Below are 12,776 nucleotides of genomic sequence, written 5' to 3'. Positions count from 1 at the left end.
TATCGTCATCTAGGAAGCGTCTTATGCGCCACCTCCCCACAAATACCCCCACCGGGCCTGCCTTTACCGCAGCCCTGCGACACCTTCGCCGTCCCAGCGCCACCGGTTCTACGACTCGCAAAAGAGCACTGCGGGTTCTGCTACCTGCCGCTTTGGTAACTGCGCTGGCCCTCGGCTCAGGCTCCACCCCTCCAGCGACAGCCAGCCCGGATAAGGACCGTGCGGTTATCACGCAAACCCACGTGGATGCGCCCGTGGCCTCCTACGATGCCGCGGCTGGCGCCCTGACTGTCCGTGGCGGAGGTCAAGACCTTGACCAGATAGTCCTGTGGGCAGGGGCGACCACCTCCACCGGCTATGACCGGGTACCCAAACACCTATACCGCGTCGGCTGGCAGGAGGCGCTGTCTTTCTTGGGGCCGCCCGGAACCATCTACAGCGTTGCCCCACAGGATCCCGGCCCCGGTCAGGACCCCATCTACGCAGGCATTGACTCCGACTACGCCATCGGCGAGGCGGCGCACGACCTCGCCTTTGAAGAGCGGCTGTACACCCTGGACCTGGTGGGCTTGCGCGGTCCGGGACGCATGGAGGTCTTCACAGAAGCCGGAGGCGAGGTGAACCGCATTTTCTCCAGCACGGACACCCGGTTCCGCTCAGTCTTCTTCCCACGGCACAGTCACATGAACACCGCCTTCTCCAAGCCTGGACGCTATGAGGTTGTTTACCGCACCACGGCGCGCACCCAGGATGGCACCCTGGTGCCTTCTAAAGACCGCACCCTCGTTTGGCAGATGGGCGGTACCTTCCCGAATGAAACCACCGTGAAGGATGTGCGCCAGGCCTTCTCCGCCACTAGCACTCGGCTGCAAGGAGCCTCGCTCAGCCTTTCCCCTGCTGGTGACGATCTGAACACCAGGTTTAGCTTCGACGCCGGAGACCCGACAGCCACCGGTGCGCTAGTGATCCTCATCGACGGCTACCACCTGACCGAAGTGCCGGTTGTTGGCGGACGAGCCACCACCACCGAGGCCCTGGGCTCAGAATCCAGCACCTACCAGGCTGTGTTCATTCCCACTGGGGCCACAGGCGCCTGGGCTTCCCAGACCACTGACTACACCACCGGGCAGGAAACCTTGCGCGTCACTGCCGGTGCAGACGAAATCCTGGCACCCAAGATCTCTGGGCAGTGGGTTAGCGCCCCTGACACAGTCGCCGTCAGCCAGAACCGCGTGGAGGTCACACTTGACCCAAGCTTTGGGGTACGTCTCAATGGCCTGGACCCAGCGCTCAAGCTCGGCTACAAGGTGGAGACCTTCAGTGACAGTAAGGGGCGCAAGGCGCCCTCATGTGGTGTCGAAGGCTCAGCCAGCGGGCAGGCGCAGGCGGAACATCCCAAGGACCTATCCGTATGCCAAGATGCCAAACTCATTCGGGTCAGCCTCTACCCCCACCCGTACTCGAACCTCGGATCCGTGGTCCAAGACCTGAAAGTGGACTCCCTGACCGCGCCCGTCACCATGGCGGTGACCATGCCCCAACGCACCGGAGGGGTACAAAACGTCCCAGACCAGGACAGTGCTGAGTCGCCCACCCCACCCGCGCCCCACGGCCCGGATGACCAGCCAGGCGAGGTCCCGGGCGGGCAAGACAATCCGGGTCAAGGTGACAAGCCCGCCCCCCGCCCCCCGCTGCCCGAAGCCACGCCCCCACAGGCAGGCCAGTTGAGCAAGGAGCCAGTGGTCTTTGACTCTGGGCACTTGGACCTGCGCCTAGCTGAGGTGGCAGGCAAACCAGCACTGGCCATCGGTGCGGACGCTGACCGGCGTACCGGTCTGCTGCACGACCCGGCGGCGGTAACCCTGGAGGTGGGCAAGCGCTACCGCTGGACCCGCAGCGCCAAGGAATCCGATCCCTCCTACGACGTCATTGGCAAGGTCGGGCAGACCGTCTACTTGCTGCCAGCCGTGCAGGACAGTGGCAGCCTGTGGCCCGGGTTGAGCGCGGAACATATTGACCTGACGCCCTATGGAGGTGGCGCTGAACTAGAGGTAAGCCTGGAGCAAGGCCCCACCGGAGGTAAAGCGCTGTTCAGCCGCGGCGGAGGACTGGCCGCGGGCTTTGGCACGCCCTTAATCGACACCTCCCAGACCGGCCCCTCGCTCGTTCCTCTGCCTCAGGGTGCGCACCTGCACGGGGCCTGGGTATTCACCCAAGAAGGCACTTACCGCCTGCGTGTTCGCGCACTGCGCGCAGATAACCACGAAGCCCTCGCGGGGCCCACCACCCTCACCTTCCAGGTCGGCCCGAACAGCTCTGCGCCAGAGGGTCCGCAGCCAGCTCCAGACACAGACCCGAATGCGCCAACTCCTGGCCTGAGGGTGTCTGCCAGCACGGTTATGGCGGGTGAACAGATCACTTTCACCGCCACAGGCCTGGATAAGAACGCCCAGCAAGAAGCTGTTTTCGAGGTCCGCTCCCGGCTGCAGGAAGTGCCAGCAACCATTGCCGACGGCGTGGCTAAGGCCACCTGGACCGTGCCTGAAGACTTCCCGGCGGGCAATCACACAGTCAGCCTTAAGGGGCATCCGGAACTCGGACAGGCCAGCTTTGCGGTCTCGGCCCGTCCAGCCGGTGCCGCCCCCAGCAAGCCTGACGGTAACGGTGCCAGCGCAACAACGACGCCCTCAACCGCTGCAGCCAACGGCACCGCCCCAGGCAGCACCGCCGCGGGCGGCACCGCTACGGATGGCGCAGCTAGCGGCGCCGTGAGCACCGGCTCAGGCGGCACCGCTGGTGGCTCCGGAGGTGGCCTAGCTAGCACTGGCGTGCCCCTAGGGCTCCTGGTCCCAGCCTGCGCACTGGTGGCCGGTGGCGTGGCGCTACGACGTCGTCGCTAAGAAAGGTGGGCGGGTGCGGCCAGGTGGATTACGCCAGCCGCACCCGCTCCGGCACGATGAAGCCATCGTGCGAAAGAACACAGGTCCGCGCCGCCATCCGGCTTGGATACCAGTGAGGTGAGCACGTAAAGTGGTTCGCCGGTGCTTAGAGCACCTTTGCCAAGGAGATCGTGGCCCCATCCTTAGGGAACGGACAGCCCGGTCTGAAGATTTCGACAGAGATGAGCAACAAGTGGTCTACGCGATCGTCAAGGCCGGCGGCCGTCAGGAGAAGGTCTCCGTCGGCGACGTCGTGGTTGTCGACAAGCTTGCCGGTGAGATCGGCGACGAGGTCACCCTCGCCCCCGTCATGCTGGTGGACGGCGACAAGGTGACCACCGGCGCTGCCCTAGCCAAGTCCTCCGTCAAGGCCGAGATCGTCGGCGACGAGAAGGGCCCCAAGATCAACATCCTCAAGTTCAAGAACAAGACCGGCTTCCGCAAGCGCCAAGGACACCGCGCCAAGCTGACTGCCATCAAGGTCACCGCGATCAACTGACCGCCCAACGGTCCTGAACGCCTCAAGAGAAAGAAGCCTGAGATGGCACACAAGAAGGGTCTTGGTTCCTCCCGCAACGGTCGCGACTCCAACGCGCAGCGCCTCGGCGTTAAGCGTTACGGCGGCCAGTTCGTCAAGGCTGGCGAGATTATCGTCCGCCAGCGCGGCACCCACTTCCACCCCGGAAACAACGTGGGCCGTGGCAACGACGACACACTGTTCGCCACCGCTGCCGGCAACGTTGAGTTCGGCACCCACCGTGGTCGCCGGGTCGTTAACGTGACGCTCGCTGAGGCCTGAGCCTCAACCACCACAGACAATCGCGAGGGCGGATGGCTTTGGCCGTCCGCCCTCGCGGCATAAGCACCGCCCCGCCGCCGAAAAACGCCTAAAGCGCAGCCACCGCCCCACGCCGATCACCAGGAGACCAAATGCCTACCTTCATTGACCGTGTGGTGCTGCACGCCTTCGGTGGCGACGGTGGCGACGGCTGCACCTCCATCCACCGCGAAAAGTTCAAGCCCCTGGCTGGCCCCGACGGTGGCGACGGCGGCCACGGCGGCTCCGTAATCCTAGAGGTCGACCCGGCCGTCACCACCCTGCTCAGCTACCACCGCTCACCGCATCGGCGCGCTGGAAAAGGCAGCCCCGGCATGGGGGACTGGCGCCGCGGCACTGACGGCGAGGATTTGGTGCTGCCAGTGCCCGAAGGCACCGTCGTCAAGGACGAGGACGGGCAGGTGATTGCTGACCTGCTGGGCGCAGGTACCCGCGTCACTGTTGCCGAGGGGGGCACCGGCGGACGCGGCAACTTCTCCCTGGCCTCCTCCCGCCGCCGTGCCCCCGGCTTCCACCTGCTCGGTGAACCCGGCCAGGTGCGTGACGTGGTGCTGGAGCTCAAAACCATCGCCGACGTTGCCCTAGTGGGCTACCCCAGCGCCGGAAAATCCTCCCTGATCGCTGCCCTATCCGCCGCCCGCCCCAAGATCGCCGACTACCCCTTCACGACCCTGGTGCCCAACCTGGGGGTGGTGGAGGCAGGGGAGACCCGCTACACCATCGCGGATGTGCCCGGTTTGATTCCAGGCGCTAGCCAGGGTAAAGGCCTGGGCCTGGAGTTCCTGCGCCACATTGAGCGCTGTGCTGTGATCGCCCACGTGATTGACTGCGCCACCCTGGAGCCGGGACGTGATCCGCTCTCAGACCTGGACACCATTGAGTCGGAGTTGGCTGCCTACGCCGCAGGCCTGGGAGATAAAGAGTCTGATCCCGCCCACACCGGCCGCGTGCCCCTGATGGAGCGGCCCCGCGTGGTGGTGCTGAACAAGGTAGATGTGCCTGATGCCGCCGAGCTTGCGGAGTTCGTGCGCGCTGAGGTGGAGGAACGCGGCCTGCCGGTCTTCATTGTTTCGGCTGTCTCCCATGCGGGGCTCCGCCCCCTGTCCTTCGCCCTGGCCAGCCGGGTGGAGCAAGCCCGCGCAGCCGCGCCCGCCACCGCCAATCAGGCGGAGGCTGAACGCCCCGTGCTCCGCCCCGCCGCGGTGGGACGCCGCAAGCCTGAACCTGTGGCTACGGTGATGCGCATCCAGCACCCCAGTGAGGGGCAGGTCTACCAGGTCCGGGGTGACAAGCCTGAGCGCTGGGTGCGCCAGACTGACTTCTCCAACAATGAGGCCATCGGTTATTTGGCTGACCGCCTGGCAACCGCCGGCGTAGAGGATGAACTGGTAAAGGCCGGGGCTCACGCCGGTGACCCCGTGCTGATTGGCGCGGTGGAGGGTGGTGTGCTCTTCACCTGGGAGCCGACCCTGACCACCGGCCCCGAGTTGCTGGGTGCTCGCGGCACCGACGACCGCATCGACCCGATCCACCGCCGCACCAATGTGCAGCGCCGCGCCGAATACCACGAGCTTATGGATGCCAAGGAAGCAGCTCGCGCAGAGCTGCGAGCTGAGCGCGAGGAAGGCCTGTGGACCGATGTCGGCAGCTGGTCGCCTGAGGGCGCAGGCGCTGAGGACTAGGCATGTCTCGCCCTCAGCGCCTCACCCCGGGTGCCCGCATAGTGCTCAAAGTCGGTTCCTCCTCCCTGACCCGGCCTGATGGCGGCCTGGAACTAAACCGGATTGACGTCTTCGCCTCTCTGATTGCCTCCCTTAAAAGGCGCGGCCACGACGTCGTGCTGGTCTCTTCTGGAGCCGTGGCTGCCGGACTGGTGCCTTTAGGTCTGGAGACCCGCCCCAGCGAGCTACGCCTGCTGCAAGCGGCTGCGAGCGTGGGGCAGGGCCGCCTGGTGGGCCGGTGGGAAGCCGCCATGAGCGCCTACGGGGTGGTTACGGCCCAGGTGCTGCTCACCGGGCAGGATGTGGCCGTGCGCTCCCACTACCGCACCGTGCGCTCCACCTTTGACGCCCTGCTAGCCATGGGGGCTGTGCCGGTGGTCAATGAAAACGACGCCGTAAATACCGCAGAGTTCTCCCTAGGGGACAACGACCGCCTGGCCGCTTTGGTCTCCCACCTGGTCAGTGCGGACCTGCTGGTGCTCTTCACGGATGTGGATGGCATGTGGACGGCCCGCCCCGGCACCCCCGGCGCCGCGCCGGTGCGTTTGGTAACGGATGTAACCGAGCTGGCGGGGGTGGATGTGACTGGCACCGGCTCGACCCTGGGAACTGGCGGTATGCGTTCCAAGGTGCAGGCTGCCACCATCGCCTGTGCTTCCGGCACCGCCACCATGGTTGCCAGCGCCGACGACGCCCTAGAGGTCCTTGGTGGGGAGGCCCTGCCCGCTGAGCTGGGCACCTGGTTTGCCGCCACCGGGCCGCACCGTTCTAGTCGGCGTTTGTGGATGGCGCATGCCGCTCAAGTTGAGGGGCGTCTAAGCGTGGATGCTGGGGCAGCACACGCCGTCACCGCGGGCAAAAAATCCCTGCTACTGCCCGGAGTGGTGGGGGTTTCTGGAGACTTTGAGTCCGGGTCGGTGGTTGAGGTCTTGGGACCAACTGGTTTGCTGGGGCGGGGCGTGTGCCGCTACTCGGCGGTAGAGCTGAGCGAGGTGCTGGATGCGCGCTCTAGTGGTGCCGCCACGCCAGATCACGTGGCTCCTGTAGTACACCGTGACGACTGGGCTGAGCTGCCCCGCACAGCCGGGGCTTGAACAACCGTAGCGTGGCGGATTCAGGCCCGGAGATGATGGCGCCATTAGCAAGGAGGCACCTTGGCTGGTTCTTTCTCCCCTCAGACCATCCCCAGTCTGACTGGCTGGCAGGCAGCCGCGGGCACCTGGGAACGCCAGCCTGACACCCAGCTGGTGGGGGCGATCACGGGGCATACCGGGGCTCAGATTCTGGCTGCCGAGACGGGGCTAGAGCTGGCCGGCGCCGTCGCAAGACCACAGGATATTGAACTGCGTCTGGATTCCGCCCGGACCGAGCTCGGCAAGGAAGGCTACGAGCTGCAAATCGGCGTTGGGGGAGTGCAGCTTACCGCTGCCACTGAGGTGGGCTTGTTTTACGCCACCCGCACCCTGAGCCAACTGCTGCGCCAGGGCCCCACCCTGCCTTATGGGCGAGCTGTGGATCGGCCCCGCTATGAGGAACGCGGCGTGACCCTGTGCGGCGGCCAGGTGGGTATCCAAATGGACTGGGTGGAGCGGCTACTCACGGAGATGGCTGATCTAAAGCTCAATCACCTCCTGTTGGAGTTGAAGCTCAAACCGGCCAAGCATCCCGAGTCCGCCGCCTGGCATTACTACACCCGCGCGCAGATCCGGCAACTTTGCCACCCGGCCCGGGAACGCCATATTGACCTCATTCCAGAAATCAACTCGCCTGGGCACCTGGGTATCTGGTTGGAGCAGCACCCAGAGCTGCAACTCGTGGACCGTCACGGCCAAGGGCATCCAGAGATGCTAGACATCTCCAAGCCACAGGCCGTCCACTACTACCTAGAGCTAGTGGATGAGTACCTGGAAGCATTCGATACCCCTTGGTTCCATATGGGAGCCGATGAGTACCTGATCGGCACCAGAGCCAGCGAGTTCCCGGCCTTAACTGCCTGGGCGCAAGTCACCTACGGTGCTCAGGCCACCATTGACGACGCCTTCACCGCCTTCATTAACACCGTGGCTGACCACGTGCGTGCCGCAGGGAAGCGCCTGCGCATCTGGAACGACGGCGTCATTGATACCCAGGTGGTGCGCCTGGACCCTAGTGTCGTCGTCGAGTTTTGGTACGGGCAGGGCATCAGTGCCGCCGCTTTGGCCCAGCGAGGGACTCGGATTCTCAACGCCACGGAGTTGCTGTACTGGTCGCGTTCAGCCGAGTTCTACCGGGTTGACTGCCGAGCCCTGTGGGAGAGCGATTGGCAGGTGGGGCAGTTGCCTGGCACTGCGCTCAAGCCCGAGCACCCGGCGCTTCTGGGCGCGAAGCTGTCTATCTGGCCGGACCTGGCTTATTTGCGCACTGAGGGTGAGGTGGAGCAGCAGGTGCGTGACTCGCTGCGCTTGGTGTCCCAACTGACCTGGCCGGTGGGCACGATGGCATGGATTGGGAGGGCTTCAAGGCGCGGATCGACGCCGTGGACCGCAGCCCCCTGTGGAAGCAGCCGCCAGGGCCCGGTGCCGGTCTGTACCGGATCAGCAACGCTGACGGTCAGGTGCTCAGCACAACTAATAGCGCTGATAACGACGGCGTCCAGCTGGTGCTGCTTGCTCTTGACGCCGCCCAGGAGGATGACACTTGGCGGCTGCTACCCACCCCGGAGGGCTACTACCAACTGGTCTCCACCCGGAGCGGTCTGGCCCTGACGCCATTGGACACGCCGACGGCGCGGGCTGGCTCGGCCTATACGAGATTAGTACTTCCGAGGATGGCCAAGCCTGGAGTGAACCCGTGGCTAGCGGTCTCGCCCAGATGACCGATCAGCCTCAGACCTTCTTGGTAGGGGCCTCCTGCAGGTACCTGCGGCTGCGCGGTCTGTCATCGTCTACCGGTGGCGGCACCATGAGCGCAGCCCGGATTCAGCTACGGGTCCTGCCGACTGGGCCATCTGCTGCCCCGTCCGCGAATATCTGCAGCCAGGACGCAACACCTCACGGGGAATTGCCCTAGAGTTCAGGCCTATCAGTTCCCAGGAGCGCATCATGACCCAGGATCACCTTAACGACGCCGCAACTTCCCAAGCGAAAGCCCCCACTGCCGAGGCTCTGGTGCGTCAGACCGCCACCGCTGCCCGCCTAGCACAACGCAGCTTTGCGAACGCCACCCGGGCCCGCAAGGACCAAGCCTTAGAAACCATGGCCGTTGCCCTGGAGGCCTCCGCCGCCCAGGTGCTTGCCGCTAACGCCTTAGACCTAGAACACGCGCGGCAAAGCGGCATGAAGCCAGGGTTGCTGGATCGCCTAGCCCTGGATGAGTCCCGAATCCACGCCATGGCTGATTCTCTGCGCGAAGTTGCTGCCCTGCCGGACCCGGTGGGCGCCATTGTGGCAGGCCGCACGCTCCCCAATGGACTGCGGGTGCGTCAACAGCGCGTGCCCTTGGGCGTCGTCGGCATGATTTACGAGGCCCGGCCCAATGTGACCGTGGAGGTCGCCGCCCTGACCATTAAGTCCGGCAACGCCGTCGTGCTGCGAGGTGGCAGCGCAGCCCAAGCCTCCAATGCCGCCATCGTGGCGGTGCTGCGCAGTGCCCTGGTCTCATGCGGCCTGCCTGCCGAACTCATCTCCACTGTGGATGAGGCTGGCCGCGAGGGTGCCCATGCCCTTATGCATGCCCGTGGTCTGATCGATGTGCTAGTGCCCCGCGGTGGGGCCGGACTAATTGCCACCGTGGTGGAAGAGTCCAAGGTGCCGGTGATCGAGACCGGCTCCGGCAACTGCCATATCTATGTGGATTCCTCCGCTGACCAGGGCAAGGCGGTGGAGATCATTGTCAACGCCAAGATTCAGCGGGTTGGCGTATGCAATGCCGCCGAAACTCTCCTAGTCCACCATCATGCCGCCGGGCATTTCCTGCCACTTGTTGCCCCGGCCCTGTGGGAACGCGGCGTCACACTCCACGCCGACGAGGCCACCCGCTCCGTGCTGGCCCCCTATGCCGCTAAGAGTCAGCAGGACGATCTGCTGGTGCCCGCCACCGCAGAGGACTGGGACACCGAATACGGTTCCCTGGACCTAGCGGTGCGCGTGGTGGACACGCTGGAAGAGGCGATTAACCACATTCGCCTGCACACCACCGGTCACACTGAGGCCGTTCTGGCGCAGGACGTGCGCGTTATCAACACTTTTATCGCTGGCATGGACAGCGCCGCCGTCATGGTCAACGCCTCCACTCGCTTCACCGACGGCGGTCAGCTGGGCCTGGGAGCAGAACTCGGCATCTCCACACAGAAGCTTCACGCCCGCGGTCCCATGGGCCTAAGTGCCCTAACCTCCACCACCTGGGTGGTGGAAGGTGAAGGTCACATACGCCCTTGAAACTGGTCCCAAAGCGGCCCAGAAATGACCGTTAGACTTATACCATGCCCTCCATCCCTGTCCAGGGCGCAGCTGCGCTCGTCACTACCACTAGCGCTGTAGTAATCGGCGTTTCTGCCCTGCTGCTGGCCGGGAGCAGTTTGAACGCTGCCGAAGCACCCACCGTCACCCCCAGTCCGACACCGTCGGCCTCACCCACACCTACCCCACAGAGTTCGCCGCAGCCCTCGGCAACAAGCACTCCAAGCCCAGAAGTGTCCACGACCCCCCTAGCTACGCCTGAACCGACAGCACCACCACAGCCTGAATCGCCACCGGTGGAGGCCCCACCACCCGCAGGAGACCGCCAGCCAGCACCTCGTATTACAGAGATCCCGCTGCCTCCCGACTGGCAATTCCCCACGCTGCCCCCCTTACCGCCCAACGATGCAGAAGAGCCACTCGTACCACCCGTACTTGAGGACGAATACCCACCAGCGGACCTGCCCGACGACGACGAATACGAGGAATACGACTACTAGACCTGCCCAATCGGGAGCAGTACCTCCGGGCCAGTTGAGGCCGCCCCACAAGCACTTAAACACCGGCGTGGCCAGATAGCTGCATTGGTGCCTGGCCACGCCGTCGTCAGCGCTGCAATAAGCGCCGTCAGTCCACATCCACCCACTTAGAGCCCATCGGCTCCAAGGTGATCTCCCACTTGCGCCCATCACCGAGCACCGTGGTAGTGGCTTGCTCGTAGGCATTGTTGGTCACCAGGAAACGCTTGTGCCCCGGGTACCAAGCCACCTCAGTGTTCGGATTGCTGCAGAACCACTGCTCCAGCAGGTCCTCCCGCTGAGCTGCCCAGTACAGGGCCCGCTGCAGAGTACGAGAGTTGACCGCCGAATAGGGCAGACCCGAGAAGTACACAGCCCGCCCCTTGCCAAAGTCATTGACCGCAATCTTCACGGTGCCAGCCTCATAGGCCAGCACCTGCGTGCGCTGAGAGAGCGCGAATACATCCCCGCCAGCGCCCTCGCCGTCGTCGAAAGACTCCTGCAGATCCGCGGTGACTAGATGCTCGTCCACAATATTTGGGTAGCGATCCGTGGATAGGGTCAGCTGGCGCTCGCGGTCCACCCCCAGCACGTCAGACAGCTGCAGGTAGGCGCCGCCCTGCTGGTAGGCGGAGGGCTCACCCACGCCAATGAAACCGTGCCCCTGGGCCACCCAAGCGCGGATGGTTTCTGCCAGGCGGCCATCAGCCCAGGCTTCAGCCCCCGAGTAGGAGGTGCCGGCGGCGCCAGCGTTAATAAGCACCCCCACCTCTTCAGGCACACCTGCCTCCAGCACCTCATCGAAGGACAGGAAGCGCACCTTGAAGGGCAGACCGGCCAAGGACTCAATTACGCCCACATAGGAGTAGACGGCCTTGTACCACAGGGCGTGGGCCACCATATGGGTCTGCCAGCTGCGCAGGGAACCCCAAGCGTTGAGGATGCCTACGGTGAAGGGGGCGTTCTGGGGCAGCTCGCCGCCGCTGAACTCGTGGATGTCCCGGAACTCTTGGCAGATCGCGGTGATCCGCTCAATGAACTCAGGGAACTCCAAGGCCAAAGAGACATAGCCGCCATAGCCCATGCGATCCAAAGGATGCCGGATGATGGCGCGCCGGGAGGTTAGCCAGGAATCATTGGCTTCACCCACCGGGTCTCCGCCGTCGTGGTTGAAGACATCCGGGAAGAAATAGGGCAGGAAGCGGACCTCCGTGTATTTCACGCCTGGGATATCGGAGATCAGGCGGGTGGTGGCGGCCGAGCCAGCAGAACCGACGACGGCGTCCAGACCGATGGAAGGGAAGTAGGGGCCGTAGGGCTCGGTGCCCATCCAGTTGTCGCCCAGGAACATCATGGCCTCGCGGCCAGCCTCATGGGCGATATCCACTAGGCCCTTGGCGCGCTGGGAGACAAAGCGGGACTGGAAGTCGATCCAGTCGCGGAAGTGCTGGGTGGGCATACGGAATGGGGAGTTGTAGTACCCCGCGTCCACGAAGTCCTCAGCGCGCAGTTCGTAGCCGTATTCAGCCTCGAAGGCGTCAATGGCCTCGGGGGAGACGGAAGCGGAGTAACCAAACCAGTCCACGAACTTCTCCTTGCCTTCAGTGTTGAAGGCGATGGTGAAGTGGTAGAAGAAGGTGGTGAAGCGGACTACGTCAACCTCGGGGTGTTTGGTCAGCCACTCGCTGAGAGCTTCTTTTGCATGCTCCCAGACGCCGTTTTTGCGCACGTCGTAGGGGCGTTCTTTGACGCGCGTGGGGTCGGTCTCGCCCCAACCGTTGGTGATGTAGTTGTACATCTGGGTGGTGTCCCAGATCTGGTCGGCCAGGAAGCCCACCGTGTACTCGTGCCAGGCGGTGGGCGCAGCGATGGTCAGGATGCCGGTGCTTTGGTCCACGCTCCAGCCGGATACGGATACCACCTGGCCGCTGGTGCGGTCAATGACCTCCCAAAATTTCTCCACACGCTCATAACAGGGCTTGAACTGTTCCCGGAAGTAGCCGTCTAGGACGTCAATCTGCAGCGGCTCACTGCTCATAGCGGTGACGCGCGCGCTCATTAGGTACTGGTTGACCAGGGTGTCAGGGTGTGCCAAGGCCCACTCCTGGTCGCCGCGGGCGGGAAAGTAGGTGGAGTAGACCTTGTCCACTAGTTCGTAGGCGATCTCAGGCAGCCAGGTGCCGTCAGAGTTGCGGACGGCGTCGGCGCCTAGAGCCTGAGCGAGTTCGCGGATCTGGTCGTCGATGCCCTCCTGGATGGGCATGGTTACGCGGCCGGTGGTACGGGTCATAAGGGCTTTTCCTCGGTTTGAGTCTTGTGGGGAG

9 protein-coding genes and 1 pseudogene are annotated in these 12,776 nt (G+C 64.4%); 9 read left to right on the top strand and 1 reads right to left on the bottom strand.

Annotated features, from left to right (window positions below; genetic code table 11):
- Positions 1-23 precede the first annotated feature (23 nt).
- The 9 genes and pseudogenes from DR039_RS01090 to DR039_RS11030 all read left to right on the top strand — a co-directional run bounded on the left by DR039_RS01090 (position 24) and on the right by DR039_RS11030 (position 10,434).
- Positions 24-2,900: a choice-of-anchor M domain-containing protein gene (locus tag DR039_RS01090; RefSeq protein WP_111835563.1), complete on the top strand. Its 2,877-nt coding sequence runs from the start codon at positions 24-26 to the stop codon at positions 2,898-2,900.
- Positions 2,901-3,132: 232 nt separating this feature from the next.
- Positions 3,133-3,438 (top strand): 50S ribosomal protein L21, encoded by a 306-nt coding sequence (gene rplU / locus DR039_RS01085; RefSeq protein ID WP_111835562.1) that lies wholly within the window; start codon positions 3,133-3,135, stop codon positions 3,436-3,438.
- A gap of 42 nt (positions 3,439-3,480) precedes the next feature.
- Complete coding sequence (gene rpmA, locus DR039_RS01080; RefSeq protein WP_111835561.1) at positions 3,481-3,738, top strand: 50S ribosomal protein L27; 258 nt, start codon at positions 3,481-3,483, stop codon at positions 3,736-3,738.
- A gap of 131 nt (positions 3,739-3,869) precedes the next feature.
- Complete coding sequence (obgE, locus tag DR039_RS01075) at positions 3,870-5,459, top strand: GTPase ObgE (RefSeq protein ID WP_111835560.1); 1,590 nt, start codon at positions 3,870-3,872, stop codon at positions 5,457-5,459.
- 2 nt (positions 5,460-5,461) lie between these two features.
- Positions 5,462-6,592, top strand: coding sequence for a glutamate 5-kinase (proB, locus tag DR039_RS01070; RefSeq protein WP_111835559.1), 1,131 nt, complete (start codon positions 5,462-5,464; stop codon positions 6,590-6,592).
- A gap of 60 nt (positions 6,593-6,652) precedes the next feature.
- Positions 6,653-7,735 (top strand): annotated as a pseudogene (locus DR039_RS01065) (family 20 glycosylhydrolase); the annotation flags it as partial.
- Positions 7,736-7,977: 242 nt separating this feature from the next.
- Positions 7,978-8,352, top strand: coding sequence for an RICIN domain-containing protein (locus tag DR039_RS11720; RefSeq protein WP_111835557.1), 375 nt, complete (start codon positions 7,978-7,980; stop codon positions 8,350-8,352).
- Positions 8,353-8,578: 226 nt separating this feature from the next.
- On the top strand, positions 8,579-9,913 hold the full coding sequence (locus tag DR039_RS01055) for a glutamate-5-semialdehyde dehydrogenase (RefSeq protein ID WP_111835556.1): 1,335 nt from the start codon (positions 8,579-8,581) through the stop codon (positions 9,911-9,913).
- Positions 9,914-9,957: 44 nt separating this feature from the next.
- Positions 9,958-10,434: a hypothetical protein gene (locus DR039_RS11030; protein ID WP_126622274.1), complete on the top strand. Its 477-nt coding sequence runs from the start codon at positions 9,958-9,960 to the stop codon at positions 10,432-10,434.
- Between the two features lie 127 nt (positions 10,435-10,561).
- Here the strand turns inward: DR039_RS11030 and gnpA are convergent, their stop codons facing one another.
- Positions 10,562-12,742 carry a 1,3-beta-galactosyl-N-acetylhexosamine phosphorylase gene (gnpA, locus tag DR039_RS01045; RefSeq protein WP_111835554.1) on the bottom strand — a complete coding sequence of 727 codons (2,181 nt, stop codon included), beginning with the start codon at positions 12,740-12,742 and terminating at the stop codon, positions 10,562-10,564.
- Positions 12,743-12,776: the final 34 nt, after the last annotated feature.

This window comes from Actinomyces bovis (genome assembly GCF_900444995.1).
Classification (GTDB): Bacteria; Actinomycetota; Actinomycetes; order Actinomycetales; family Actinomycetaceae; genus Actinomyces; species Actinomyces bovis.
Note: the sequence above shows the minus strand (reverse complement) of the source record. Positions and strands in the feature narration are given on the sequence as shown.